Source organism: Afifella sp. YEN Y35 (assembly GCF_047553465.1).
In the GTDB taxonomy this organism is placed as follows: Bacteria; Pseudomonadota; Alphaproteobacteria; order Rhizobiales; family Afifellaceae; genus Afifella; species Afifella aestuarii.
Genome location: NZ_CP180203.1, coordinates 2,853,345 through 2,875,483 on the forward strand (window position 1 = coordinate 2,853,345; position 22,139 = coordinate 2,875,483).

At 63.8% G+C, this 22,139-nt stretch carries 32 protein-coding genes; 8 read left to right on the top strand and 24 right to left on the bottom strand.

Annotation, left to right across the window (positions count from 1 at the left end; all coding sequences use genetic code 11):
- Genes ACK8CP_RS13505 through ACK8CP_RS13520 form a run of 4 tightly spaced genes read right to left on the bottom strand, consistent with a single transcriptional unit; the run spans position 1 to position 3,916 of the window.
- Positions 1 to 723 (bottom strand): ABC transporter ATP-binding protein, encoded by a 723-nt coding sequence (locus ACK8CP_RS13505; protein ID WP_128292065.1) that lies wholly within the window; start codon positions 721 to 723, stop codon positions 1 to 3.
- Complete coding sequence (locus ACK8CP_RS13510) at positions 720 to 1,691, bottom strand: branched-chain amino acid ABC transporter permease (protein WP_414832142.1); 972 nt, start codon at positions 1,689 to 1,691, stop codon at positions 720 to 722. The genes ACK8CP_RS13505 and ACK8CP_RS13510 overlap by 4 nt, the downstream gene beginning before the upstream one ends.
- Positions 1,688 to 2,548 (bottom strand): branched-chain amino acid ABC transporter permease, encoded by an 861-nt coding sequence (locus ACK8CP_RS13515; protein ID WP_414832143.1) that lies wholly within the window; start codon positions 2,546 to 2,548, stop codon positions 1,688 to 1,690. The genes ACK8CP_RS13510 and ACK8CP_RS13515 overlap by 4 nt, the downstream gene beginning before the upstream one ends.
- A gap of 42 nt (positions 2,549 to 2,590) precedes the next feature.
- Entirely contained in the window at positions 2,591 to 3,916 is a 1,326-nt protein-coding gene (locus ACK8CP_RS13520; protein WP_234629785.1) for an ABC transporter substrate-binding protein, read from the bottom strand.
- 153 nt (positions 3,917 to 4,069) lie between these two features.
- Here ACK8CP_RS13520 and ACK8CP_RS13525 point away from each other — a divergent pair, with 153 nt between their 5' ends.
- Positions 4,070 to 5,536 (top strand): aldehyde dehydrogenase, encoded by a 1,467-nt coding sequence (locus ACK8CP_RS13525; protein WP_414832144.1) that lies wholly within the window; start codon positions 4,070 to 4,072, stop codon positions 5,534 to 5,536.
- A 372-nt stretch (positions 5,537 to 5,908) separates the two neighbouring features.
- Positions 5,909 to 6,289, top strand: a complete 381-nt coding sequence (locus ACK8CP_RS13530; RefSeq protein ID WP_128292060.1) for a carboxymuconolactone decarboxylase family protein — start codon at positions 5,909 to 5,911, stop codon at positions 6,287 to 6,289.
- Between the two features lie 92 nt (positions 6,290 to 6,381).
- Here the strand turns inward: ACK8CP_RS13530 and ACK8CP_RS13535 are convergent, their stop codons facing one another.
- Positions 6,382 to 7,128, bottom strand: coding sequence for an SDR family oxidoreductase (locus ACK8CP_RS13535; protein ID WP_414832145.1), 747 nt, complete (start codon positions 7,126 to 7,128; stop codon positions 6,382 to 6,384).
- 106 nt (positions 7,129 to 7,234) lie between these two features.
- Positions 7,235 to 7,630, bottom strand: coding sequence for a cupin domain-containing protein (locus ACK8CP_RS13540; RefSeq protein WP_234629788.1), 396 nt, complete (start codon positions 7,628 to 7,630; stop codon positions 7,235 to 7,237).
- 125 nt (positions 7,631 to 7,755) lie between these two features.
- On the opposite strand from ACK8CP_RS13540, the gene ACK8CP_RS13545 reads away from it, so the two are divergent.
- Positions 7,756 to 8,652: a LysR family transcriptional regulator gene (locus tag ACK8CP_RS13545; RefSeq protein WP_414832146.1), complete on the top strand. Its 897-nt coding sequence runs from the start codon at positions 7,756 to 7,758 to the stop codon at positions 8,650 to 8,652.
- A gap of 220 nt (positions 8,653 to 8,872) precedes the next feature.
- Here ACK8CP_RS13545 and ACK8CP_RS13550 read toward each other — a convergent pair whose 3' ends face one another.
- The gene (locus tag ACK8CP_RS13550; protein WP_414832147.1) at positions 8,873 to 9,490 is read right to left on the bottom strand and encodes a LysE family transporter; all 618 of its coding nucleotides are present in this window, start codon (positions 9,488 to 9,490) and stop codon (positions 8,873 to 8,875) included.
- A 92-nt stretch (positions 9,491 to 9,582) separates the two neighbouring features.
- Here ACK8CP_RS13550 and ACK8CP_RS13555 point away from each other — a divergent pair, with 92 nt between their 5' ends.
- Complete coding sequence (locus ACK8CP_RS13555) at positions 9,583 to 10,470, top strand: LysR family transcriptional regulator (protein WP_414832148.1); 888 nt, start codon at positions 9,583 to 9,585, stop codon at positions 10,468 to 10,470.
- Positions 10,471 to 10,575: 105 nt separating this feature from the next.
- On the opposite strand, the gene ACK8CP_RS13560 is transcribed toward ACK8CP_RS13555, so the two are convergent.
- Positions 10,576 to 11,376, bottom strand: coding sequence for a PhzF family phenazine biosynthesis protein (locus tag ACK8CP_RS13560; protein ID WP_414832149.1), 801 nt, complete (start codon positions 11,374 to 11,376; stop codon positions 10,576 to 10,578).
- Between the two features lie 153 nt (positions 11,377 to 11,529).
- Positions 11,530 to 12,282, bottom strand: coding sequence for an MBL fold metallo-hydrolase (locus ACK8CP_RS13565; protein WP_414832150.1), 753 nt, complete (start codon positions 12,280 to 12,282; stop codon positions 11,530 to 11,532).
- Between the two features lie 355 nt (positions 12,283 to 12,637).
- Here ACK8CP_RS13565 and ACK8CP_RS13570 point away from each other — a divergent pair, with 355 nt between their 5' ends.
- Positions 12,638 to 13,594 (top strand): GNAT family N-acetyltransferase, encoded by a 957-nt coding sequence (locus tag ACK8CP_RS13570; RefSeq protein ID WP_414832151.1) that lies wholly within the window; start codon positions 12,638 to 12,640, stop codon positions 13,592 to 13,594.
- A 579-nt stretch (positions 13,595 to 14,173) separates the two neighbouring features.
- Here ACK8CP_RS13570 and ACK8CP_RS13575 read toward each other — a convergent pair.
- The 14 genes from ACK8CP_RS13575 to ACK8CP_RS13640 all read right to left on the bottom strand — a co-directional run bounded on the left by ACK8CP_RS13575 (position 14,174) and on the right by ACK8CP_RS13640 (position 19,396).
- Positions 14,174 to 14,488, bottom strand: coding sequence for a hypothetical protein (locus tag ACK8CP_RS13575; RefSeq protein WP_414832152.1), 315 nt, complete (start codon positions 14,486 to 14,488; stop codon positions 14,174 to 14,176).
- Positions 14,481 to 14,768 carry a hypothetical protein gene (locus ACK8CP_RS13580; RefSeq protein ID WP_414832153.1) on the bottom strand — a complete coding sequence of 96 codons (288 nt, stop codon included), beginning with the start codon at positions 14,766 to 14,768 and terminating at the stop codon, positions 14,481 to 14,483. Before ACK8CP_RS13580 ends, ACK8CP_RS13575 begins: the two co-directional genes overlap by 8 nt.
- The gene (locus ACK8CP_RS13585; RefSeq protein ID WP_414832154.1) at positions 14,765 to 15,124 is read right to left on the bottom strand and encodes a hypothetical protein; all 360 of its coding nucleotides are present in this window, start codon (positions 15,122 to 15,124) and stop codon (positions 14,765 to 14,767) included. The genes ACK8CP_RS13580 and ACK8CP_RS13585 overlap by 4 nt, the downstream gene beginning before the upstream one ends.
- 15 nt (positions 15,125 to 15,139) lie before the next feature.
- Complete coding sequence (locus tag ACK8CP_RS13590) at positions 15,140 to 15,379, bottom strand: hypothetical protein (protein WP_414832155.1); 240 nt, start codon at positions 15,377 to 15,379, stop codon at positions 15,140 to 15,142.
- Entirely contained in the window at positions 15,376 to 16,149 is a 774-nt protein-coding gene (locus tag ACK8CP_RS13595) for a hypothetical protein (protein ID WP_414832156.1), read from the bottom strand. The genes ACK8CP_RS13590 and ACK8CP_RS13595 overlap by 4 nt, the downstream gene beginning before the upstream one ends.
- Before the next feature lie 101 nt (positions 16,150 to 16,250).
- A complete protein-coding gene (locus ACK8CP_RS13600) occupies positions 16,251 to 16,394 on the bottom strand; it encodes a hypothetical protein (protein ID WP_414832157.1) in 144 nt (47 codons plus the stop codon).
- On the bottom strand, positions 16,391 to 16,696 hold the full coding sequence (locus ACK8CP_RS13605) for a hypothetical protein (RefSeq protein WP_414832158.1): 306 nt from the start codon (positions 16,694 to 16,696) through the stop codon (positions 16,391 to 16,393). Before ACK8CP_RS13605 ends, ACK8CP_RS13600 begins: the two co-directional genes overlap by 4 nt.
- Complete coding sequence (locus ACK8CP_RS13610; protein WP_414832159.1) at positions 16,696 to 17,097, bottom strand: hypothetical protein; 402 nt, start codon at positions 17,095 to 17,097, stop codon at positions 16,696 to 16,698. Before ACK8CP_RS13610 ends, ACK8CP_RS13605 begins: the two co-directional genes overlap by 1 nt.
- Entirely contained in the window at positions 17,094 to 17,378 is a 285-nt protein-coding gene (locus ACK8CP_RS13615) for a DUF2312 domain-containing protein (RefSeq protein ID WP_414832160.1), read from the bottom strand. The genes ACK8CP_RS13610 and ACK8CP_RS13615 overlap by 4 nt, the downstream gene beginning before the upstream one ends.
- Positions 17,378 to 17,815: a hypothetical protein gene (locus tag ACK8CP_RS13620; RefSeq protein WP_414832161.1), complete on the bottom strand. Its 438-nt coding sequence runs from the start codon at positions 17,813 to 17,815 to the stop codon at positions 17,378 to 17,380. The genes ACK8CP_RS13615 and ACK8CP_RS13620 overlap by 1 nt, the downstream gene beginning before the upstream one ends.
- Positions 17,816 to 17,902: 87 nt before the next feature.
- On the bottom strand, positions 17,903 to 18,148 hold the full coding sequence (locus ACK8CP_RS13625) for a hypothetical protein (protein WP_414832162.1): 246 nt from the start codon (positions 18,146 to 18,148) through the stop codon (positions 17,903 to 17,905).
- Positions 18,149 to 18,435: 287 nt separating this feature from the next.
- Entirely contained in the window at positions 18,436 to 18,777 is a 342-nt protein-coding gene (locus ACK8CP_RS13630) for a hypothetical protein (protein WP_128292039.1), read from the bottom strand.
- Positions 18,774 to 19,013 (bottom strand): hypothetical protein, encoded by a 240-nt coding sequence (locus ACK8CP_RS13635; protein WP_128292038.1) that lies wholly within the window; start codon positions 19,011 to 19,013, stop codon positions 18,774 to 18,776. Before ACK8CP_RS13635 ends, ACK8CP_RS13630 begins: the two co-directional genes overlap by 4 nt.
- Positions 19,010 to 19,396: a hypothetical protein gene (locus ACK8CP_RS13640; RefSeq protein ID WP_414832163.1), complete on the bottom strand. Its 387-nt coding sequence runs from the start codon at positions 19,394 to 19,396 to the stop codon at positions 19,010 to 19,012. Before ACK8CP_RS13640 ends, ACK8CP_RS13635 begins: the two co-directional genes overlap by 4 nt.
- Before the next feature lie 190 nt (positions 19,397 to 19,586).
- Between ACK8CP_RS13640 and ACK8CP_RS13645 the strand changes: the two genes are divergently transcribed.
- A complete protein-coding gene (locus ACK8CP_RS13645; protein WP_414832164.1) occupies positions 19,587 to 20,438 on the top strand; it encodes a WYL domain-containing protein in 852 nt (283 codons plus the stop codon).
- Positions 20,439 to 20,499: 61 nt separating this feature from the next.
- Here the strand turns inward: ACK8CP_RS13645 and ACK8CP_RS13650 are convergent, their stop codons facing one another.
- Positions 20,500 to 21,153 (bottom strand): LexA family transcriptional regulator, encoded by a 654-nt coding sequence (locus ACK8CP_RS13650; RefSeq protein ID WP_128292035.1) that lies wholly within the window; start codon positions 21,151 to 21,153, stop codon positions 20,500 to 20,502.
- Positions 21,154 to 21,194: 41 nt separating this feature from the next.
- On the opposite strand from ACK8CP_RS13650, the gene ACK8CP_RS13655 reads away from it, so the two are divergent.
- Positions 21,195 to 21,473, top strand: coding sequence for a carph-isopro domain-containing protein (locus ACK8CP_RS13655; RefSeq protein WP_414832165.1), 279 nt, complete (start codon positions 21,195 to 21,197; stop codon positions 21,471 to 21,473).
- A 162-nt stretch (positions 21,474 to 21,635) separates the two neighbouring features.
- The gene (locus ACK8CP_RS13660; protein WP_414832166.1) at positions 21,636 to 22,127 is read left to right on the top strand and encodes a hypothetical protein; all 492 of its coding nucleotides are present in this window, start codon (positions 21,636 to 21,638) and stop codon (positions 22,125 to 22,127) included.
- Positions 22,128 to 22,139 lie beyond the last annotated feature (12 nt).

A 22,139-nucleotide genomic window follows, 5' to 3' on the forward strand; every position in this document is an offset into this window, starting at 1 on the left:
TCATTCATATTCCTGTCCGAGATAGGCCCGCACGACCTCCGGATGTCTCGCAATTTCTTCGGGTGAGCCTTCGGCAATCTTCTTGCCGAAGTTCAAAACGACGATGCGCTCGCACAGCGTCATGATGGCGTGCATGTGATGCTCGACGACGACGACGGCGAGACCGTCGCGGCTCAAGGAACGGATGAGATCCATGATCTCCTCCATCTCCACGCGGTTGAGCGCCGCCATCACCTCATCGAGGAGAAGCCCCTTCGGCTTCGTCGCCAGAGCACGCGCCACTTCCACCCGGGCACGTTCGGGAAAGGAAAGGTCGGCCGCCTTCTTGCCCGCGATCTCGGCAAGGCCTACCCGCGCGAGACAGGTTTTCGCGAGCTCGCGCGCATCGTGGACATTGGCCCGAAGAAGGCCGCCAATCAGCACGTTGTCGAGCACCGTCGCCTCCATGAAGAGGGCGACATTCTGAAAGGTCTTCGTGAGACCGCGCGCAGCCACCTTGTGCGGCTTCAGACCGGTGATGTCCTCGCCTTCGAGCCGGACGATGCCGTCCGTCGGCTTGTGGAGACCGACGAGCGTGCTGAAGAGCGTCGATTTTCCGGCGCCGTTTGGACCGATCAGGCCGACGATCTCGCCGGGAGCGACATCGAAGGACACGCTGTCGAGGGCCGCCAGGCCCCCGAAATGCTTGCTGATGCCGTCAACTTCGAGGATCGCCTGTCTCATGACGACTTCCTCCGGCGAAGGCGAGAGACGCCGTTGGTGATCAGAGCGAGAATGCCGCGCGGTTCGATCAGGATGATGGCGATCAGCATCACGCCGAAAGCGAGCTGCGACAGGCCGGCGCCGCGCGAGGAGAGGAGCACATTCGCCATTTCCTCCATCGGCACGATCAGGAAGGCGCCGATGATCGGGCCCACCACCGTTCCGGCACCGCCCAGAATGGCGATGATCGCCGCCCGCACCGAGATCGGGATGATGCCGAACACCGCTTCCGGATCAAAGAAATAGGTGAACTGGGCATAGAGCGTGCCGAGGGTCGCCGTGAGCGCGGCGGAAATGACGGCCGCCGTGATCTTCACCTGCGTGGTGTTGACGCCGACCACTTCGGCGGCCTCCGGATTCTCCTTCAAGGCGCGCAGCCGGTAGCCGAGGCTGCTGTGGCGCACCCAGACGAAGACGCCTGAGATGACGACGAGCGCGCCCAGCATGATGTAGTAATAGGGCATCGTGCTCTTGAACTGCAGAAGCCAGAAGCTGTCCGGAGAGAACGGCACCGAGAGACCGACCGGTCCGCCCGTCACCGATGTCCAGGAGCCCGCAATCACGCGCAGCACTTCGCTGAAGGCGAGTGTCGCAAGGGCGAAATAATGCCCACGCAGCTTCATCGTCGGGAAGCTCAGGAGATAGGCGGCAACCGCGGCGATCGCCGCGCCCGCCAGCATGCCGATCCACGGCGACAGGCCGAAATTGATCAGAAGGATCGTCGAGGTGTAGGCCCCGAGCCCGAAGAAGGCGGCGTGGCCGAGCGAGATCTGATTGGCGAGACCGCCAACGATGTTCCAGGCCTGGCCGAGCGCGGCAAAGAGAAGCGCAAGCGTCAGGACGCGGATCGCATAGCCTGTCGGATCGAGAAACGTCGGGACAATGGAGGCGGCCACGAGGACCACCGCACCGGCAATCCACCACTTCATCGTGCCGCTCCAATCAGTCCGGTCGGCCGCACCGCCAGCACCGTCAGGAAGACGATGAACAGGACGAGGTTTTGCAGCTGGATCGGGAAGAACAGGGTGGAGACGGACTGGATCACGCCAACGGCGAAACCACCGACGACCGCACCCGCCACGCTGCCGAGCCCGCCGAGCACCACGACCGTGAACATGAGCACGACGAACTGGTGGCCGACGGTCGGATGCACGGTGAAGTAAGGCAGGATCACCGCGCCCCCAAAGGCCGTCATGCCGACGCCGAGGCCGAAGGCGATCTGGCGCATGCGATCGGCGTTGATGCCCATCAGGTTCGCCGCCATCGGATCCTGGGCGGTCGCACGCATCGCCCGTCCGTACCAGGTCTTGTTGGTGAACAGCCAGAGAGCCGCCGCCGACAGAAGCGCCATCAGGAAGGCGGCGAGATAGGGAACACCGATGAACAGGGGCCCAAGCCGCAAAGTCGAGGTCTGATAGCTCGTCGTCACCGAATGGAAATCAGAGCCGAAGACGATCAGCGTCAGATTCTCAATGACGATGAGCAGGCCGACCGTGACGAAGATCTGCGCCACGGGCGGGGCGTTCAAAACCCGTTGGATGAGCGTCATCTGGACGACGACACCGAGTCCGAAGATCACCACGAAGGATATAAACGAGCCGATCAGAGGATCGAGCCCGAGAAACTTCCAGGCGAAATACGCGACGAACATGCCAAGGGTCAAAAACTCCGCCTGCGCGAAGTTGACGATGCCCATGACGCCGAAGACCAGGGTCAGCCCGATGGAGATGACGGCGTAAACGCCGCCGATCATCAGCCCATCGAGCACGGCTTGGATGAAGGCCATGCAGCTCTCTAGCGAAATGTTGAACGTTTGGAGCGGGGCCGGCTATTTGCCGGCCCACACAGCCTCTTTCTTGGCGACATCGTCCGGCCAGACCGTCACCAGATCGTCGCCGCGCCATTGCACGATGATCGGCTTGGCGAGCGTGTTGAGACCGGTCTCGTCGAAATCAACGCCCCCGCCCGGGATGACGCCGGCCCAACCACCTTCGAAGCGGTTGTTGCGCAGGGCCTCGCGGAGCGCATCGGAATCGGTGTCGCCCGAAATCTCCAGAGCCTTCGCAAGCACGTCGAGGCAGACGGCATGCTCCAGCGCCTCGTGCACCATGAAGTAGCCGAAGCGCTCCTTGAACGCATCGGTGAGCTCAGGCGCGAGATCGTAATTGCTGGGCGCAACCGAAAAGACGTTTTCGGCATATTCGCCGAGCGCCGCCCGGAAATCCGGAATGACATAGCCGCCCGCGCCGCCGATCACCGGCATATCGATACCCTGCTGGCGCATCGTGCGGATGATCTGCACACCGTCATTGAGATAGGAGCACGGGAAGACCGCGTCGGCATTGGTGCCGCGCAGCTGGTTGATGAGCGGCGTGACGTCGGTGATGCCGAGAGGATAGGCCTCATCCATCACCACTTCGATGCCGAGCTCGGCCGCCGTGTCGCGGAGGCCGCCGGCCTGCGACGTGCCGAAGGCCGTGTCCTCATACATGATGGCGATCGACTTCAACGGCTTGCCGGCCTTTTCGGCCACGCCCGCCGGACCGCGCAACTGCGCCGCGCCCATCGTCGTCGCCTTGGAGATCACCTGGAAGACGTTCTTGAAGCCGCGGCCCGTGATCATGTCGGAGAACGACATGGTGAGAAGCGGCACGTCGCGCCGCTCCGTCGCTTCCGACAGTGCGAGCGACAGCGACGAGGCATAGGCGCCGAGGATCGCGACGACGTTCTGCTGCGCGATCAGGCGCTGACCGACGGTCGCCGCATTGGTCGGCGTCGACGTCGAATCCGCGATGATGAGATTGATCTTGGCGCCACCGAGAGCCTTGATGCCGCCATTGTCGTTGATCTGGTCGGCAGCGAGCTGGATGCCGTTGCGCGAATTGACGCCGAACTGCGCATTGGCGCCCGACAGCGGCACCACCACGCCGACATTGACGTCGGAGCCCTGAGCACGGGCGACCTTCGAAAGATAGGGGGTCGCGAGCGTCGCCGCGCCTGCGGCGAGGAAATGCCGCCGGTTGAGAGCGAAACGCGAAAGCCCCTTAGGCGCGCTGGCCGGGCTCTCGGTCACGCCCGTCTTCGAAACGGACTTCTCCTGCGATGCCGACGGTGCGTCAGCGAAATCGGTCGGTCCCTTGCCTTTCCGGTGCATATTTTCCTCCCACTCTATGATTGTCTTATTGAATGAAGTGTTGCGGCATCAAACGCGCTCGTCAAGTGAAAACTGCTCATACAATCATACGTGGACGTCGACATCGGTTTCTGCCAATTTCGCCCCAACGATCACACGACATGGGAGGTCAGCATGCAGCGTTACGGGCATTTCATCGGCGGGAGCTTTGTCGATCCGGCCGAAGGCGAATGGTTTGAGACGAAGAACCCCTATACGGGCGAGGCCTGGGCGGAGATCGCTCGCGGGACGAAATCCGATATCGAAAAGGCCGTTGCCGCGGCCGAGGCCGGCTTCGAAGAATGGAGCGCGTTGACCCCGTCCGCCCGCGGCAAAGCACTTTACCGCCTCGCCGAGCATATCGAGGCGGATGCGGAGCGGCTGGCGGAGATCGAGGTCCGCGACAACGGCAAGCTCTATGCGGAGATGTTCTCGCAGACGAAATATCTCGCCGAATGGTACCGCTATTACGGCGGGCTCGCCGACAAGATCGAGGGCGCCGTCATCCCGACCGACAAGGGCGGGATCTTCAATTTCACCCGCTACGAGCCGCTCGGCGTCGTCGGCATGATCACGCCGTGGAATTCACCGCTGCTGCTGCTCGCTTGGAAGCTCGCGGCGGCGCTTGCCGCAGGCAATACGGCGGTGATCAAGCCGTCGGAATTCACCTCCGCCTCGACGCTCGAATTCATGACGCTCTTTGAAAAGGCCGGGTTCCCGGCAGGCGTCGTCAACACGGTCACAGGCTTTGGCCTCGAAGCGGGCGCGCCGCTCGTGGAGCATCCGCGCGTCTCCAAGATCGCCTTCACCGGGTCCGATATCGGCGGGCAGAAGGTCTATGAGACGGCCGCAAAACAGATCAAACACGTCTCGCTCGAACTCGGCGGCAAATCGCCCAACGTCGTTTTCGAGGACGCGGAGATCGACGCCGCGGTGATGGGGGCGATTTCCGGTATTTTCGCCGCCACGGGGCAGACCTGCATCGCGGGTTCGAGGCTTCTTTTGCAGCGCTCGATCCACGATCGCTTCGTGGAGCGGCTCCTGGAGGTGGCGCGCGAGGCGAAGATCGGCGACCCGATGCTGGCAGACACCAATGTCGGCCCGGTCACGACCCCCGCACAATATCGCAAGGTGCTGGACTATATCGAAATCGCCCGAGCCGAAGGGGCAAAATGCGTCCTTGGCGGCAAACCGGTCGAGGGTCAGCCGGGCGGGCAGTTCGTCGAGCCGACGGTCTTCACCGGCGTCAGCAACGAGATGCGCATCGCCCAGGAGGAGGTGTTCGGCCCGGTTCTCGCCGTCATCCCGTTCGAGGATGAAGACGATGCGGTGCGGATCGCCAACGCCGTCGATTTCGGCCTCGCAGCCGGCGTATGGACGAAGGATATGGGCCGGGCCCTGCGCATGTCGGAGAGGCTGCGCGCCGGCACCGTCTGGGTCAACACCTATCGTGCCATCAGCTACACCTCGCCCTTCGGCGGCTTCAAACGCAGCGGTATCGGCCGCGAAAGCGGCCTCGAAGCCATCAAGGAATATCTCCAGGTGAAGTCGGTGTGGATCGCGACCGAAACCTCCGTCGCCAATCCCTTCATCATCCGCTGAGGTCCGAAAATCGGTCCGTTTGGAGGCGGATCGATTTTCCGCGATTGACCCCATCAGTTATGATTGTATGATCATCATAATAAGAAGATGAGCGCAGGCGCTCCGTGCGAGCGCCTGCGTCGCCTCAAAGGGAGGAAAGATGGACCGTTCGGCGGCAGCCGCGCTGGAAGAAGCGCGGCCCGGCTCGAGCCCGCGCGGCGATGCCGCAAAGGCGCGAACCTTTCGGCCGGCGCAATCCGGCGGATCTGCCCGGCAGCATCACTCCCGCACATCAAGACCTGCCCTCACCCGCGGCCCGTACCGTCGCGGACGCTGGAGCGGGCTCACCACAGCCAAATCTGAAGAGAGCTCAGGAAAGAAGGGACCTTAAAGATGGATCAGAAGATGTTCGAGAAGGGGCTCGCCAAGCGCAAGGGAACGCTCGGTGCGGAATATGTGGAGCGCAACCTCGCCGCGGCCGACGAGTTCAGCCTGCCCTTTCAGGAGGCCATGACCGCCTGGTGCTGGGGCTTTGGCTGGGGCGATGAGGCCATCCCGCCGAAAACCCGCAGCCTGATGAATCTCGCCATGCTGGGCGCCCTCGGCCGCTGGCACGAATGGGAAACGCATTGCCGTGGCGCGCTGACGAACGGCGTCTCCAAGGAAGAGATCCGCGCCGCCGTCCATGTCGTGGCGATCTATGCCGGCGTGCCGTGCGGAGTGGAATGCTTCCGCATCGCCCGCCGCGTCCTGGAAGAAGCCGGCGAACTCTGAGAAGCCGCGGCCCGATCCTCGCTTTGAAATAAGAGGATCGGGTGCGCTCACGGGCCCTTGACGCGAGCGATCGCGCAAGGGCCCTTTTTGTCTCAGACCGGCTGGCTCGTCGGCCGGAACAAGATCTCGTTCACATCGACTTCGGCCGGCTGGCTGACCGCAAAGGCGACCATGCGGGCGAAAGACAGCGCCGGAACCGCAATTTCGGCCACGTGCTCGCGGACACCCTTGGCAATGTCCTCTTCGCTGATATGGTCGAGAAGCTCGGTCGCGACCGCCCCCGGCGAGATCACCGTCGTGCGGATGTCGTAGGGCTTCACCTCTTGCCGCAGCCCCTCCGAAATGGCGCGCACAGCGTGTTTCGTGCCGCAATAGACAGCCGCACCGGGCGCAACCTTGTGTCCGTAAACGGATGACACGTTGATGATGTGCCCGCTCTTCTGCCGCTTCATGTGAGGGAGCGCGGCAGCGATCCCGTAGAGCACGCCCTTCACATTGACGTCGACCATACGGTCCCATTCGTCGATCTTCAGACGTTCGAGCGGCGCAAGCGGCATCAAACCGGCATTGTTCAACATGACGTCGATACGCCCGAACGTCTCGACAGCCTTGTCGACGAGCGCCGCCACCTGATCGCGGCGGGTGACATCCGTGGTCACGGCGAGTGCCTTGTGGCCTTGATCGGTCAGTTCCTTGGCGATCGTGTCGATGCGCTCCGCCCGGCGCGCGCCGAGAACCACCGTCGCGCCCTGCTCGGCGAGATGCCGCGCCGTCGCTTCGCCGAGACCGCTGCTGGCGCCGGTGATGACGATGACCTTGCCCTCGATGTTGTCACTCATTGGAAAACTCCTTGTTTGCCGGCTCCGCAGCCGACGCGCGGAACGCTCTGACCACCTTCCGAACGCCACAGCTTCGGCGATGGAGCAGCCGGCGGTTCTCGCCTGCTCATTTGCGGTATTCTTCGTCCGTTACATGCTCCAGCCAATCGACCGGAGAGCCGTTCAGCTTCTCCTGGATGGCGATATGCGTCATGGCGGTCGTGGGCGTCGCGCCATGCCAATGCTTCTCGCCGGGTTCAAACCAGACGACATCGCCCGGCCGGATCTCCTCAATCGGCCCATCCTGGCGCTGAACCCATCCGCAGCCCGCGGTGACGATCAGCGTCTGGCCCAAAGGATGCGTGTGCCAGGCCGTTCGCGCCCCAGGCTCGAAGGTGACGCTCGCTCCGGCAACCCGCGCCGGGTCGGGCGGGCTCATCAGAGGATCGATGCGGACCGAGCCGGTGAAATAGTCTTCCGGCCCAGGGGCAGAGGGCTGAGAGCCGCTGCGTTTGATATCCATTCTGGCCTCCTTCTCGTCTGAGAATGCGTGGACGCCTCCATCGGCGCCTTGGCCACAGATATAATCACTCCTATTTTTCCAATTAGGCCATATTATCTGAACACACTTATTAGCTGGCCTAATCTATGCCCTCCGAAAACCTCAACGATCTCGCTGCCTTTCTCGCCGTTGCCCGGGCACGCAGCTTCACCAAGGCGGCGGCGAATCTCGGCGTCTCGCAATCTGCTCTCAGTCAGACGATCCGCAATCTGGAAAGCCGGCTCGGGCTGCGCCTGCTCTCGCGCACCACGCGCAGCGTGCAGACGACGGAAGCCGGCGAGCGCCTGGAGCTCGTGCTCGGAGCACGTCTCGACGAGATCGACGCGGAGTTGGCCGCCTTGAGCGAATTGCGCGAGAAACCTGCCGGCACGATCCGCATCACCGCCGATGAACATGCCGCGACGATGGTGCTGTGGCCGGCGCTTGAACGCTTCCTGCCGGACTATCCCGACATCAAGGTGGAGATCGTCATCGATTTCGGCCTGACCGACATCGTCGCCGAGCGTTACGATGCCGGGGTGCGCAGCATCGAAATGGTGGCGAAGGACATGATCGCCGTCCCCATCGGTCCCGATATGCGGATGGCCGTTGTGGCAAGCCCCAGCTATTTCGAGGCGAGGCCCCACCCGCAAACGCCACAGGATCTCACCGTGCACAATTGCATCAATCTGCGGCTGCCCACCCATGGCGGGCTTTATGCCTGGGAGTTTCAAAAGAACGGGCGAGAGCTGCGTGTGCGCGTCGACGGACAGCTTGTCTTCAACAGCGTTGCTATGCTCCTGAAGGCCGCGCTCGCAGGGCTCGGGCTGGCCTATGTGCCCGAGGCCGAGGCCCGGCCGCATCTCGACCACGGGCGCCTCGTCCGCGTGCTTACGGATTGGTGCGAGCCGTTCTCGGGCTACCATCTCTACTATCCGAGCCGGCGCCAGCAATCTCCCGCCTTCGCCCTTCTCGTCGACGCGCTGCGCTACAAAAAGAGCTGAGCGCTTCAGGGATCGCGCCCGTCCCATGCGGTTCGGCCAGGTCGAGTTCGGAGGCGGCGCGTCGCCCGCTTGCACGCAGGCACCTCTTCCAAAGCGAACGGCTTGATCAGATCATCAACGGCGCTGTCATCGCGCTCTTCGATGCGGTCGGGGCTGTCCCCCGGGCGCTCAGCAGCGCACCGATCCCGATCTCGAGCCCAGCCGGCGATCTATCGGACACTCAAGACCCAAGATTGGTCGCTGCCAACGCAATCCCGAAGCCGACCAGCAACATGCCGAAAACCCTGTCGATCCAATGACGCACATTGAAGATCTGCTTCTGGATGCGCGGTGCGCCGAAGAACAGACTGACCATGGTAAACCACACCACATGAGCCAGCGAGATGAAGAGCCCGTAGGAGATCCGCGTCGCCAGCGGCGTATCCACCTGAACGACTTGCATGAACAGGCTGACGATGAAGATCGTGGTCTTCGGATTCAAAGCGTTCGTCAGAAAGCCGATCCGCAAGGCCTCCAGGTCAGACGGAGCCGTTTCGTTTACCGCCGCCGGTCCCCCGGCCTTGCGGCTGAACAGCATCTTTGCACCGAGCCAGACCAGATAGGCCGCGCCAACCAGCTTCAGGATGTTGAACAGGCCCGGTGACTCGCGGATCAGCACCCCGATGCCGAGCAGCGTGTAGCTCACATGAACCAGCACCCCCATGCCGATGCCGAGCGCGGTCAAAACACCGGCCCGCCGGGAAAGCGACAGCGAGTTGCGCGACACCATGGCGAAGTCCGGCCCCGGACTGATGACGGCGAAGATGGTGATGGTGATGACCGCGAGCCATTCGGCCATAGCGTGCCCCTTCGGTTTTTCCCTTGGGTAGCGCCATGAGAGCAGCGGCAAAAACGATGACTTCTGACCGAATATGTGAAAATAAATGACATATGGGTCGGCACATCATATCGCTCCCCGCGCTCGCCTGTTTTCGGGTGGCTGCCGAGCTTGAGAGCTTCAGCAAGGCCGCTGATCGGCTGAATTTGACGCATGGCGCGATCAGCCGCGCGGTGAGGCTGCTTGAAGACGATCTCGGCACAGCGCTTTTCGAGCGCCGAAACCGTGCGGTTTTTCTGACGGACGCCGGACGCAGGCTGGCGCAGGTGGTGGCGCGCGGTCTTGGGGAAATCGAAGAGGAAGCACAGCGCATCAAGGCCGAACATGCAGACGCGCCCGTCACGATCTCATGCGAACCGACGCTGATGATGCGCTGGCTTATCCCCCGAATGCCGCTCTTCCATGCCGCACATCCGACAGCTGATGTTCGCCTGCTGGCCGGTGGCGGGCCGGTGTCCCTTGGATCGGGGATCGACCTCGCCATACGCCGCAATGACTTCACCTGGCCGGAAACCTACCTCTCGCAGCATCTTTTCGACGAACGGATCGGCCCGGTCTGCCGTCCCGACAAGGCTGGGGAGTTTTTCGGTTTCAACCGGATGAATGCAACGACCATGCTGCTGCATACGCGCACGCGGCCATCGGCCTGGACGACATGGGCCGAAATCACCGGCGAGACTTATTCGGCCAACCCCCGACAGGATTTCGAGCATTTCTATTTCAGCCTGCAGGCCGCCGTGGCGGGCCTGGGCGTTGCAATCGGGCCGTGGCATCTCGTGCAGGACGATATTCGGGCCGGACTGCTTGCCGCGCCCCAAGGCTTCCACGCGGATGGCAGCGCCTATGTTCTGCTTTCGGCGCGAGAGCCGGGAGACCCCTCGACAGCCACTGCATTTCAGCTCTGGCTGGGCGCCCTTGCGACCGATGAAGCGCGGGCATAACGGCGTTCCTGAATCCCAGCTGCGCTGGTCGCGACTTCCGGCGCAAATCGGCCCGTCGACGAACACCGCTCAGGCGCGGCTCGCCCCGCCTCCACCTCGGCCTGCCTATGTGTCGTCTGGAAGAGAAAGCGTCGCCTTCATGAAGGTCACGGCATTGCCTGCCAGCAGAACGCGGTTCTCGGTCAGCTCGCAGTTCAGCCATCCGCCGCGGGGCGAGGCCTGGTAGGCGAGAAGCTTCTGGCGCCCAAGCCTCTCTGCCCAATACGGCACGAGCGTCGCGTGGATCGACCCGGTCACGGGATCTTCGGGGATGCCGGCGCCCGGGGCAAAATAGCGAGAGACGAAATCAGCTCCGTCTTCGCGCGTTTCCCGGCCCGTGACGACCAGGCCGACAGGCCCGAGCCGGGCAATCGCGGCCAGGTCCGGAACGAAACCACGCACGGCGTCCGCATCGCCCAGATCGACGAAGAAATTCTCGAAATTGCGGAAGATAGCGACGGGCGGCGAAGGAAAAATGCGCCCGATTTCAGACGGCAGAGCCTCGATCATCTTGGGCCGCAGGCAGGGAATATCGAGGCGATATCCGCCAGCGTCTTTTGCCACCCGCAACTCGCCCATGCGCGTATGAAAGATGAGCGGGGAGGTTGCCGCACAGGTCGTGAAAAGGATGTGCGCCGTCGCCAGAGTGGCATGTCCGCAGAAGTCCACTTCGTGGGCGGGGGCGAACCAGCGCAGATCCCAGACGCCATCCGAGCGAGGCTTCACGAAGGCGGTCTCGGCGAGATTGTTCTCTTGTGCGATCGCCAGCATCAGCTTGTCGGGCAGCCAGCTCTCAAGCACCAGAACGGCGGCCGGATTGCCGGCAAAGAGCTGATCCGTGAAGGCGTCGACCTGATACATGCGCATCGGAGACCTTTCCCAGGTGCGAGTTCTCTTCGGCCGGCAACGATGCCCCATCACCATCCGGGATAAAACATCGAGACGTGGGCGCGAGCGTAAAAAGCGATGACGAACCGCACCGGGCGAAGGCGAGAGCTATGTCTGCGCCATAGCCCTCCTTCATGCCGAAGCCGATGACCCGGCGACGTAGATCCCGCTGAGGTGGATCACGGGAAGCCGATCACGGGGAAGCGGATCACTCGGCCGCCTTGGTGACCGCCCCCTGGTAAGGCTGCGCGTCCATTGATAACCGCTGCCGTTCTGCGTCACGTGGCCGAGACCCGGGAAGCTGACATGCTCGGCCGCGACGAGCTCGTGCGTCTCAGCCAGCTCGGAAAGCGTGCGTTCGCGCGTCGCGCGAGCCTGCGCCGGGTCGGCGTCGAAATCCGCCGTGACGTTGGGATGCGCAAACTGCACTTCGGCGGCGTGGACGATGTCTCCCACCACCAGAACATGCTGCCCCTGGCTGGCGATCCGGTAAAAGCTGTGTCCAGGTGTGTGGCCCGACGCAGGAATGGCGGTGATTTCGGGAAACAGCGCCGTCTCGCCGGTGAAGAAATGCAGCCTGCCGGCCGCCTCGTAAGGCGCCAAAGCCGCGCGCCCCTCGGCGAACATCTTCTTGTGACTTTCGCCCGCCCGCGCGCGCTCGTCATCGCTCATCCAATAGTCATATTCGGCTTGCGAAAGGTAGATATCGGCATTGGGGAAGACGCGCTCGCCCGCGACCGTCAGGCCCCCCGAATGATCGCCATGAACATGGGTGAGCAGAACGGCGTCGATCGTTTCGGCGGGATAGCCGGCCTGTTGCAGAACCGTGGGCAGGCGTCCGCAGCACGCACCGAACAGTGCGCCGGCGCCCGCATCGATCAACATCCGCCTCGAGCTCGCTGACCGAGCTGGGGAGATCGCTCAGCCCCCTTATCATCGCTTTCGACGAATGGATCGAAGACCACTCCTTGGACATGGTCTGACAGGGGGACATGGTCTGACAGGGAGACATGGCCTGACAGGGAGACATGGCCTGACAGGCTCGCGCGCCCACCGACACGGGGTCGCGGTCGCGAAGCCTGAGTTTTCTTCCCGGCGCAGGCGATGAGAAATCAGCTGGCGGGCTCAAGAGCCGCCGGACAGAAGGCGACCTTTCCAAGAATTGCCCTCAACCCTGGCGCTTGCACCATCATCGTCGTCATAATATGGTTGTATAGAGCAACTATCTTGCCGTGCTGCAATGACGACGACCGACGTCTTGATGATCGAACGAATCCGGGACGTCTCGCGCAGGCTGGTGCGCGAACTCGGGTTCATGGAAACAACACTTGCCGGGGCCGACCTTTCGCCATCGGCCGTTCATGCGATCATCGAGATCGGCGCGGGACGGGCAACCAATGCCCGCGACCTGACGCAAGTGCTCCGCTTGGAAAAGTCGACGATCAGCAGGCTGATGAAAAACCTGATCGCGGACGGCTACCTCACCGAACAGCGCGACGATTGCGATACGCGCATGAAGCGGCTGGAACTGACCGAGCGCGGGCAAGCCTGCCTGGCAGGTATCACAGATTATGCCATCGACCAGGTGGCCGGAGCGATATCATCGTTGTCGACAAGAGAAGCCGCAACGATTGCGAAGGGGCTCGAGACATACGCCGCAGCGCTCGCTGGGCTGACCGAGCAATCGTCTCAAGCCGTCCAGGCGACGATCTCGCAGGGCTATCGACCGGGCATCGTCGGCCGCATGCTGCAGATGCATGCGGAATATTATGCACGCACCGTTGGCTTTGGCTCGGCCTTCGAAACCAGACTGGCTACGGATATGGGCACGTTCTTTTCGCGGCTCGAGAATGAAGCGAATGGCTTCTGGGTCGCTGATATGGATGGGCTCCCGGTTGGCACGATAGCGATCGACGGCGAGGATTTGGGCAAAGGCATCGCCCATCTGCGCTGGTTCATCACGGCAGAAGGACTGCGGGGCCAAGGCATCGGCAAGCGGTTGATCGATACAGCGCTTCGCTTCGCGGACAGCCGTGGCATGCGCGAAACACGGCTCTGGACCTTTCAAGGGCTCGATGCAGCCAAGCATCTCTATGAACGCGTCGGCTTCGAACTGGTCGAGGAAAAGCTCGGACAGCAATGGGGATCTGAGGTGCTCGAACAGCAGTTCTTACGGGTCATGCCGCCACACACGTGAAACTGCAGGCAACACCGCTGCCGAAAGCGGCCGTCCTTGTTATGCGCGTGCCGATCGCTCGGCGTGTTCATAATGCTGATAGCGTCGCGATAGTGCCCGTTTTCCCACACAGCCATCAACTGAGTTTCGAACGGTATTCAGTCAGACGCAGAGCTGAAGGTGCGCTCTACGAATTCGCAATTCTCGCGAGGGAATGGCGCACCGGAGAGGATTCGAACCGCGCGGCAGGATGGGCCTCTTTAGCAGATTTCCCGGGGCTTTCAGGGCGCCCCTCAATCGCGCGTAGGGCCCTTTGTAGGGCGCATTGTAATGCAAAATGGGCGCCGATCTGATGGGGTGATGCTGCGCCCGGCGGGCCGTCTGGTCAAGTCACAACCCTCCGCCGAAGATTGAACCGAGAGCCATCGGCGTGGCCTAAACGGAAGCTGTCCACGAGACGCTCGATCTGTTCGATCCGGTCATCCGACAGGTCGTCTATGTGGGTGTCGGCCATTCGAGCGATTAGGCGATGGAGCCGATCACCAGGCCGGATGGTGTGCTGATCGCGAAGATATTCATCAGAGATAGGCAGGAGGTCCATCACATGCCTCCATGGCCCGGCTCGCCACTCATCTCGCTTGGCAGCGATTGATAATAGTCCCAGTTGTTCAGCACGCTTCGATACATGTCGTCGGAGAACTGCCGCAGAATTTTTTGCGCCTGCTGAGGCGTCTCTACGGTTGTCCCGACGCCTGCGGCCAGACTGTCAGCAAGAGCTGCGATTGCCGAAAGGCGCGGTTCTCCGGCCAGGAGCGTCTGCAGCGCCGCATAGATGCGATGGCGATCGGGGTCGTGCGGGTCGCCAGTTCCGCCCTTACCTCTCCCCTCGACCGCCACTTTGCTCTCTTCACCCATTGTTCGCCTCCCAGGCATTGATGATCTCGCGACAGCGGGTCGCGGCGCGGGCGAGCCAGCGGGGATCTCCGGCGTGGCGGCCGTCCTTTGCGGTGACGCGCGTCAGATGCACGGCGCGGATTGCCATCGCCGCGGCGAGCGCGGCCTCCGAGGCCGCTGCCAGGGCGCCGGCATGGACGACATAGACGAGGTTGTTCACCGCCCGCTCGGCCCGCGCGGACTGCATGTCGGACGCCAGAGCGCGGAGGGTTTTGAGGTCGGTCTCGCGGGGCCGTGTCATCGGCGCACCGCGTTGTCGTCCGGCTTTCGCCCTCTCTGCAAAGACGTGGCGAGACGGCCGAACTTGACCTGCATCATTTCATAATGATGTTGCAGCCCGCGAAGCGCCCGCGCCAGCGTCAGGTCTCCGTAACGCTCTTCCCAGCCGCTGCGAGCGCCATAATCGGACGACGCAGTTTCATACCAGACGCGGCCGTCCTTTTCGGTCCGCACGACACGGAGAGTAGAGAGGCGGTTGAACCCGCTCGACTGAATGCCCGTCGCCGCCATGCGCGCCGGGCTGCCGCCCTTGTGCACCGTCCAACGATATCCCGGCATGATCGCCATCAGCTCTTTGCGAAAATCGGCGGTCTTCATCTCGCTGTCCCTCCCTCACCCGGCCGCAGCCTGGGCCCGTGTCGCGGCGATGGCGCGCACGCGGTCGAGCGCGTCTTCGCGCTTTTCCAGAGCGGCGCATTCGCGGTCGAGCCGGTCGAAAATCGGCAGAAGCTCCTCGCCATGGCGCAGCACCAGCGACGCGGCGAGCGCGCGCGCCCGCGTCAGCTCGGCAAGGCCGGGCTCGCCCCTTGCCTGGGGGGGCCGCCGCCGCGTGGCGAGGAGGTCGCGGGTCATAATCCGCATCCCCCGTCGCACTCCAGCAACCATCCTTGGCCGCGCTCTTCGGCTGTAGACAGGTCGACATCTTCCAATGGCCGACGTGACGCATGCAGGTATTCGGCGTGCCGCATCCCAGGTGTCGCGCGGATCATGCGATCAATCTCGATCGCTTCTTTCCAAGCGTCTGGGTCGTTTTCTTTCAGCCAACGCCACTCAGAATCGCAACGATACGGGCAGAAAACGCAGGCACTTTTGGGCGGGATCGGATAGCCATTCTGCCGTAGCCAGGCAGCACAATCGGTGCGGCTCATCCGCTCTTCTAGAAGCGGGAAGCGATTGACGATCCAGCGATCAAATGCAGCTCCGGCACGCACCACCTCATCGGTGGAGATACCAATCCACACCTCGCACGAGCCGGCTGGAATGCGCTGTCGGGCCTTGTAGCCGAGAAGCTCGCGCTGCTTCTTAGTAAGCGGTTCGATCTTGAACTCGCGGGTGCACTGGCGCCGGCCTTGGCCGCCATTCGCAGTGAAAAATGGGGCCGCCACGAAACGACCTGGCCGACCATCTTGTCTCGGCTTAAGCCGCCCTTCCGCTCTTGCTCGAATATCGTCGGATAGGCGTCGCCCAGCCGAGACGCGATGCACCGCAATCTGCCCGTTGGTCTGTCGCCCGATCTCACTTTCGAGCCAATCCAGATGACGAAGCGTTGCGGGCAGCTCATCGCCCGTATCGGCAAAGATAATTGAATCGGGCATCGGACCGATCTCGCGGTGCAGCGCCATCAGGACCAATGTCGTGGATTGGATGCCCGCGCCGCAGGAGAGTGATCGCAACCGTGCGCCCTCACTTGGGCCCCAAGTCCAGCCGCCTTTGCGCGCGCGGGTCACCTTTCGCCCCCGCATGTCGGGCAGACGAAATGCCCGGCCCTCTCCAGCCAGCCGAAGAGGCCGGCATAGCGCCGCCTGGCGGCCGCGCCGACGCCGCAGAAGGCGAGTTTTCGCGGGCAGTCGTGACAGGTGAGGATCATGCCCGGGCCCCTGGATCGTCGGGGTCGGAGGTCAGCGCGATAAGTTCGTCGCCGGTGATCTGCGGTCGAATGCCTTTCGCGCGCAGCCGATCGACCCGCGCGGCGATCGTGTCGGATGCAGCGAGGGCCTCCGCCTTGCGGATCGCTTTGCTGACTGCCGGATATGCAACCCAGTCTTCGTCCATCCAGCACAAGGCGATTTTCAGCGCGGTCAGCATCTCCGGAAAGACGCAGAGTCTTTCGCGAAGCTCGGCGTTCTCTTGCTCTAGCTTCTTGATCTGACCTTTCTCAGGTGCGCTCATCACAGCACCCACACATTGCGTTCGTCCGGATCGTGCAGCGCGCACATGCGGAGGAGCTCAGCCTTCGTCCATCCGCCGTCGCTCGCCGCGCCGTCAGGCAGCGCCTCGACCTCTTCCCGCAGCTCGCCCCAGGTGGGCGCGTGCTCTTCGCACCAGTAAAGACCGGGCTCGGAGGCGTAATGGCCGCGATCGCCGTCGAAGAGCGGTGCCGCGCATGTCTCGCAATAGCCGAGGACCTCGGTGACGCCAGCCGCCTCCAGCATCTCGTCGCGCGCGTTGACGATCACTTTGATCGCCTCGTCGAACGGTTTCCGCGCATTCTCGATTTTCGCGATCGCCATTTCGAGCGACGCCACCCGCTCGCCGAGCGCGATGCGCTCTTTTTTCGTCATGCCGTTCATGCCCTTTCCCCCGCATCCGGCGCCATGCCCAGCGCGTGCAGATAGAGGTCGAGGATCGCTTCCTGTTCCTGGCGCTCGGCAGAGTCCTGCTTGCGGAGCTTCACGACCTGGCGCATGACGGCCGTGTCGAAGCCGTTCGATTTCGCTTCGAGGTAGACGTCGCGAATGTCGTCGGCGCGCTCTTTCTTCTCTTCCTCCAGCCGCTCGATGCGCTCGATCAGCGATCGCAGCTGATCGGCCGCGACACCGCCGGTGCCGCGCGTGTCGGTTGTTTCAGCCATCACGCATCTCCCTTTTTGCGCAGATCGATCGCCTCGCCGCACGGCTTGACGAAATGGCGCGCTTTGTTCGAGATGTCCGCCGTTATGACGTCGACGATTTCGCGCATCAGCGGGCCGGATCGACTCGCGCCGGCGCAGTAAGAGGCAGCGATCTCGATGATCTGCAGGGCGGTCACGGACGCAAATGAGTTCGAGACTTCGGCAAAGCCGGCGGGTCCCTTTGGAAGCGCATCGCGCGCCATCCAATCCAGCCACGCCTGGCGATAGCCGCGCGCATAAAGAGAGCCCGCGAGACGTAGCTCCGGATTGTCAGACGCCATGAGGTCATCTCCGGTCTGCTTCGCTCTCGCTGCAAGCGCCTGCTCGCCGACCCCGATCAAAATGCCATCTGCGAGCTTGCGAACGACATCGTCCGGCATGGGTGTTTCGTCAGCCATCACGGCCTCCTCGTTTTGGGTGCTGGCGGTGATGCGTCAGCGCGCCGCCTGGGCTTGGGATCTGAAACGGCGCGGCCGTGCCATCCGTCAGGCGGTGATGTGCTTCACGGCCCACATCACCGCCTCTTCGGTCTTGGTCTTGGCCAGAGAGAGCTCTCGCGTCATTCCTCCGGGCCGATGCGAGGCGATGGTGTCGATGTGCCGGATCATCTCCAGCCCCGCATCTTTGATCGCCTTCATGTCGACCTTCTCGTTTTCGCTCAGCACCCGGTATTCGTGGCGCATCACGTTGTTCGCCGTTCTTTCGTCCGACGTGCTGTCCATCTTCTCCATGACGAGGTTCTCCTTTGTTGCTTGGGATCTGAAACGGCGCGGCCGGGGCGCGGGCACCATGCCCGGCCGGCCCTGGGGAGCAGGTTGGGGTTTTGCCGGAAGGCCCGGCCGCGCCGTCGTCCGCAGAGATCGCGCCGCCGCGGCGCTCCTCCCCTGCAGGGCGAGAGGGTGCCGGCCTCGCACCGGCTCGGGCGCTTGAGCGCGCCTCGCTCACCCGCCGGACAATCTGTCGGCGGGGCCCCTGCCCGGGGATGGGGGCTTCGGCGGGCAGGGAAAAAGAGAGAAAGCTAGACATTGCCCTCTCCATCAAAAGGGATGTCGTCATCGTCGACCCCGCGATCGTCGACCTCGCGCCGTTCTTCGATCCTGTATGCGACCGGACGCACCGGACGCGGATCGCCGGAGGCCTTCGCATAGTCGCGCGCGATCTCTTCGGAGACGGGACGCAGCGCATAGAGAGAGGTGCAGCCGTAGAATTCGGTGACGTCCTCAGCACCCTCCACCGGGATGTCGATGCGCAGAAGCTTGCCGCCAAACGCCTCGACCTCGCGCACATAGCCGACGCGACGTCGATGCCCCATCAGCTCCAAGGCCGCCCATCCTTCATAGGCTGTGTCTTGCGCGCTCATGACCGCATCTCCGCCTCTAGAGCGTCGATCTCGGCGAGGAGGTTGTCGATCTCGGGGAGCGTGGCGACCGCGTGCAGGCGGGCGACATGGTCGTCGGCGTCGGCGCAGATGCGGCGGGTCAGACCGGCGAGGCGGCGGGTGCAGGCGGCCAGCCGCTCATGCGGGCGCTGCAGCACCACGGCGCGCGCGACCTCCGCGCAACCGATGTCCGGAATGATGGTCGGAACGTATGTCATGACCGTCCCTGCCCCGACTGAACCACCGAGATCGCGAAGGCGACAAGAAGCGCGCCGACGGCGGCAAAGCCCGCGACGAAAGCGGTGACGGCGAGCTTTTCGCCCAAGGCCGGATCAAGCGCCGGATCGGCCATCAAAGCGATCGATGCGGCGGCGAGCGTCAGGATCGCGGCGAGCGCCAGCGTCAAAGCGACATGGCCGCGCCGGCGCCGGCGCCGCTCGGCGGGCGACGGCCCGAACAGGCCGAAGGCATCCTGCGGCACACGCGGCGCATTGATGTCGCCGCTGAAATAGACCGGGAGCGGCCGATCGGCATCGCCGGACGCGCTGTAGATCTTCGCGGGGCGATAGGCGTTTTGGGAATTGTCGAGCGGGTTGCGCATCGAAGCCTCCGTCGAGATGACTGAGGCAGACGTTACGCGTTTTGCGTAATCACGTCAACGCATTTTGCGTAATTGCGCAAAGAGCGTTTTTCCTGCGACGAATCAGCGGGCCGCGTCGCGCTGTGCGCGCGCGGACTGCCGCGTTAACATCCCGGGTTGACGTTCGACCGTTTGTGCAACGGGTTCGCGCATGACATGGCTGATCATCATCATGGCGATCGCGGGTGCGATCTGGCTCGCCCGGCGATGGGCCGCGAGCAACGACGACGACGCGCATCGACAGCAAAGCCGAGGCGCATCCGCGGGCGATTCCCGCACATGGGTTTCAGGCGCGTCCGGTTCCGCCCCTTCCCGGTCATCGCCCCGGCCGCCTCTGGGCCCGCCGGAGGCGCCGCCCGGCCCGAACAAGGCGCATGCCGTCTCGGGTCTCGTTTTCGGCATCACCTACCAGAACCGCGACGACGAGCGGTCGCGCCGCGTCATCGAGGTCAAGGACGTCTACGATTCCGTCCGGTCCGATTCCGGCCAGGCGCTTTATGTCGACGCCTATTGCTTCTCGGCCGAGGCGGAGCGCACCTTTCGCGCCGACAGGATTCTGCGCATGATCGACCATCGCTCCGGCGAGGAGATCGCCGACCCGAAAGCGTATTTTGCGCGCTTCGTCGATCCGCCGCCGGAGGTGAAGCGTTCGCATCAGGCAGTGATGAACCGGGCACGGCCCGGCCTTCGCGCGCTCATCTGGATCGCCCGCGCCGACCGGGAGCTCGCCCCCGCCGAGGTCGATCTCCTTCTCGATTACATCGATGCGCGCAACGCCTATGGGCGCGAGCCCGGCGAATGGGACCGCGATCTCGCGCGGCTCTGGATCCTCCGGGACCGGCCGACCTTGAACGAGGCGGCGGGCGGCATCTCGCGCATCGGCGGGTCCGGCGGCCAGGTGGCGCTCTTCGAGACGTTTTCCGAAGCGATGGTGGACCTTGCCGGCGAGGATCGCCGCCTTGAGGATCAGCGCCGCGACAGGCTGATGAAGCTTCTCCGCTGATTGGGCGTGTTCATTTTTTCATCCGCGAATGAGGGACGAAAAATGAACGCGGGGCCGAGACTTACGAGATCAGCCGCATCTTGACGGGCGCGACCCAGGCGAGCGCCACGTTCTCGATGTCCTCGAAAGCCGGGTTGTAGGAGCGCAGCCGATAGGTGCCGGGCTTGTCGCCCGGGCGCAGAATCTTGAGATATCCCTCGCCGTCGACCGTCATCACGACGCAGTCGCGGTTGAGGGCGCGCTCGATATCGGCGCCCTCCACGCGCGAGCAGACGAGCACGTCGCCGTTGCGATAGGCCGGCGCCATCGAGGAGCCGCGCACGCGGACGGCGACGGGATCGAAATCGGCGAAGTCGAGATCGATCGTCTCCAGCGAGGCGCCCTTCTCGTGATCGTCGATCGGCACGACGCGCTCGCCGCCGCCGACATAGCCGACGAGCGGCACACGCAGATGGTTGCGCGCCGGCGCCATCTCGCCCGTCAACAGCCAGGCGGCCGACACGCGAAAGGCGCGCGCATAGCGCTCCGCGGTCGCGGATGAAAAGCCGCGGTCGCCGTTCTCGTGGCCGAGATAGGTGGAGATCGCCCAGCCGAACGCGCGGGCCGCGTCGCTGCCCGTGGCATAGCCCGCATCCTGCCGCGCCTGGCGCAGGCGGTCGCTTTTTCCCGAGGGTCCGGATGACATGCGCGACATATCGCATTTTGCGTCATGCATGATGCGTTGCCTTTGTTACGCAAAACGCGTAATGTGGAGCCATGAAGGACATCGCATCGATCGCGGATCTGTTCGACGCCCTGGGTGGCTCCACCCGGGTCGCCGGTCTTTTCGACCCGCCCGTGCCGGTTTCGACCGCTGCCGAGTGGAAGCGCCGGCGCTCCATTCCCGTCATCCGCTGGCCGACCCTGATTGCGGCCGCCCATGCGGCGGGGCTTTCGGAGGTCGGCACCGATCTCCTGGTCGCCCTCCATGCCGGCGAGGCCGACCTTTCCGCCCCGACCGACCGGGCAATCCGGATCGCGCCGGAACAGGCGTGACGATGCATGCCCCCCTCCCCTTTCCTCCCAGCCGGACGTGCTCCCGGCCGACTGCCGGGGCGCCGTCTCTCGCGCGGCGCCCCGGCTCTTTTCTTTCACCATATGGGCCGCGCCCGGTCACGGAACTGGCGCGTACCAATATTTCCGTAATGTGAGGTTGTGATGGGCTCAGACAATGCGCGCCCGACGAGTTTGGCCGACCGGGCCCGGCTGAAATCCGCCACCGACCGCGCGCTGCGCGAGGCGGGCGGCGCGGAATGCGTGCAACATGCGACGCGGGTGCGCCATCCGGCTCTGTCGAAATACGCCTCGAGCGGAGACGACTTCGCCGACCGCTTCATGCCGCTCGACATCGCGCTCGACGTCGATCGCGCCGCCGGCCGGCCGATCATCCTCGCCACGCTCGCCGCGCTCCAAGGCTATGAGCTGCGTCCGTTTGGCGAGAGCGAGGAGGCGCCGCGGCCGGACTGGTCGGCGCTCCTCGCCGGCGTCACCCGCGAGACCGCGGAGGCGAGCGTCGCACTTCTGGAGGCCCTTTCCGACGGCAAGATCGACACGCGCGAGAGAAAACACTGCCTCGTCGAGGTGGAGGAGGCGAGCCACGCGCTTTTGCGCCTGCAGAAGCGGCTGGCGGATAGTGGGGAGAGCCGATGATGGGGGGAGAGC

What these genes read in the sequence shown, in the direction of transcription:
- ACK8CP_RS13505 (WP_128292065.1), bottom strand. Translation starts at nt 723, where the DNA reads ATGAGACAGGCGATCCTCGAAGTTGACGGCATCAGCAAGCATTTCGGG.
- ACK8CP_RS13510 (WP_414832142.1), bottom strand. Translation starts at nt 1,691, where the DNA reads ATGAAGTGGTGGATTGCCGGTGCGGTGGTCCTCGTGGCCGCCTCCATT.
- ACK8CP_RS13515 (WP_414832143.1), bottom strand. Translation starts at nt 2,548, where the DNA reads ATGGCCTTCATCCAAGCCGTGCTCGATGGGCTGATGATCGGCGGCGTT.
- ACK8CP_RS13520 (WP_234629785.1), bottom strand. Translation starts at nt 3,916, where the DNA reads ATGCACCGGAAAGGCAAGGGACCGACCGATTTCGCTGACGCACCGTCG.
- ACK8CP_RS13525 (WP_414832144.1), top strand. Translation starts at nt 4,070, where the DNA reads ATGCAGCGTTACGGGCATTTCATCGGCGGGAGCTTTGTCGATCCGGCC.
- ACK8CP_RS13530 (WP_128292060.1), top strand. Translation starts at nt 5,909, where the DNA reads ATGGATCAGAAGATGTTCGAGAAGGGGCTCGCCAAGCGCAAGGGAACG.
- ACK8CP_RS13535 (WP_414832145.1), bottom strand. Translation starts at nt 7,128, where the DNA reads ATGAGTGACAACATCGAGGGCAAGGTCATCGTCATCACCGGCGCCAGC.
- ACK8CP_RS13540 (WP_234629788.1), bottom strand. Translation starts at nt 7,630, where the DNA reads ATGGATATCAAACGCAGCGGCTCTCAGCCCTCTGCCCCTGGGCCGGAA.
- ACK8CP_RS13545 (WP_414832146.1), top strand. Translation starts at nt 7,756, where the DNA reads ATGCCCTCCGAAAACCTCAACGATCTCGCTGCCTTTCTCGCCGTTGCC.
- ACK8CP_RS13550 (WP_414832147.1), bottom strand. Translation starts at nt 9,490, where the DNA reads ATGGCCGAATGGCTCGCGGTCATCACCATCACCATCTTCGCCGTCATC.
- ACK8CP_RS13555 (WP_414832148.1), top strand. Translation starts at nt 9,583, where the DNA reads ATGGGTCGGCACATCATATCGCTCCCCGCGCTCGCCTGTTTTCGGGTG.
- ACK8CP_RS13560 (WP_414832149.1), bottom strand. Translation starts at nt 11,376, where the DNA reads ATGCGCATGTATCAGGTCGACGCCTTCACGGATCAGCTCTTTGCCGGC.
- ACK8CP_RS13565 (WP_414832150.1), bottom strand. Translation starts at nt 12,282, where the DNA reads ATGTTGATCGATGCGGGCGCCGGCGCACTGTTCGGTGCGTGCTGCGGA.
- ACK8CP_RS13570 (WP_414832151.1), top strand. Translation starts at nt 12,638, where the DNA reads ATGACGACGACCGACGTCTTGATGATCGAACGAATCCGGGACGTCTCG.
- ACK8CP_RS13575 (WP_414832152.1), bottom strand. Translation starts at nt 14,488, where the DNA reads ATGGGTGAAGAGAGCAAAGTGGCGGTCGAGGGGAGAGGTAAGGGCGGA.
- ACK8CP_RS13580 (WP_414832153.1), bottom strand. Translation starts at nt 14,768, where the DNA reads ATGACACGGCCCCGCGAGACCGACCTCAAAACCCTCCGCGCTCTGGCG.
- ACK8CP_RS13585 (WP_414832154.1), bottom strand. Translation starts at nt 15,124, where the DNA reads ATGAAGACCGCCGATTTTCGCAAAGAGCTGATGGCGATCATGCCGGGA.
- ACK8CP_RS13590 (WP_414832155.1), bottom strand. Translation starts at nt 15,379, where the DNA reads ATGACCCGCGACCTCCTCGCCACGCGGCGGCGGCCCCCCCAGGCAAGG.
- ACK8CP_RS13595 (WP_414832156.1), bottom strand. Translation starts at nt 16,149, where the DNA reads ATGGCGCTGCACCGCGAGATCGGTCCGATGCCCGATTCAATTATCTTT.
- ACK8CP_RS13600 (WP_414832157.1), bottom strand. Translation starts at nt 16,394, where the DNA reads ATGATCCTCACCTGTCACGACTGCCCGCGAAAACTCGCCTTCTGCGGC.
- ACK8CP_RS13605 (WP_414832158.1), bottom strand. Translation starts at nt 16,696, where the DNA reads ATGAGCGCACCTGAGAAAGGTCAGATCAAGAAGCTAGAGCAAGAGAAC.
- ACK8CP_RS13610 (WP_414832159.1), bottom strand. Translation starts at nt 17,097, where the DNA reads ATGAACGGCATGACGAAAAAAGAGCGCATCGCGCTCGGCGAGCGGGTG.
- ACK8CP_RS13615 (WP_414832160.1), bottom strand. Translation starts at nt 17,378, where the DNA reads ATGGCTGAAACAACCGACACGCGCGGCACCGGCGGTGTCGCGGCCGAT.
- ACK8CP_RS13620 (WP_414832161.1), bottom strand. Translation starts at nt 17,815, where the DNA reads ATGGCTGACGAAACACCCATGCCGGACGATGTCGTTCGCAAGCTCGCA.
- ACK8CP_RS13625 (WP_414832162.1), bottom strand. Translation starts at nt 18,148, where the DNA reads ATGGAGAAGATGGACAGCACGTCGGACGAAAGAACGGCGAACAACGTG.
- ACK8CP_RS13630 (WP_128292039.1), bottom strand. Translation starts at nt 18,777, where the DNA reads ATGAGCGCGCAAGACACAGCCTATGAAGGATGGGCGGCCTTGGAGCTG.
- ACK8CP_RS13635 (WP_128292038.1), bottom strand. Translation starts at nt 19,013, where the DNA reads ATGACATACGTTCCGACCATCATTCCGGACATCGGTTGCGCGGAGGTC.
- ACK8CP_RS13640 (WP_414832163.1), bottom strand. Translation starts at nt 19,396, where the DNA reads ATGCGCAACCCGCTCGACAATTCCCAAAACGCCTATCGCCCCGCGAAG.
- ACK8CP_RS13645 (WP_414832164.1), top strand. Translation starts at nt 19,587, where the DNA reads ATGACATGGCTGATCATCATCATGGCGATCGCGGGTGCGATCTGGCTC.
- ACK8CP_RS13650 (WP_128292035.1), bottom strand. Translation starts at nt 21,153, where the DNA reads ATGCATGACGCAAAATGCGATATGTCGCGCATGTCATCCGGACCCTCG.
- ACK8CP_RS13655 (WP_414832165.1), top strand. Translation starts at nt 21,195, where the DNA reads ATGAAGGACATCGCATCGATCGCGGATCTGTTCGACGCCCTGGGTGGC.
- ACK8CP_RS13660 (WP_414832166.1), top strand. Translation starts at nt 21,636, where the DNA reads ATGGGCTCAGACAATGCGCGCCCGACGAGTTTGGCCGACCGGGCCCGG.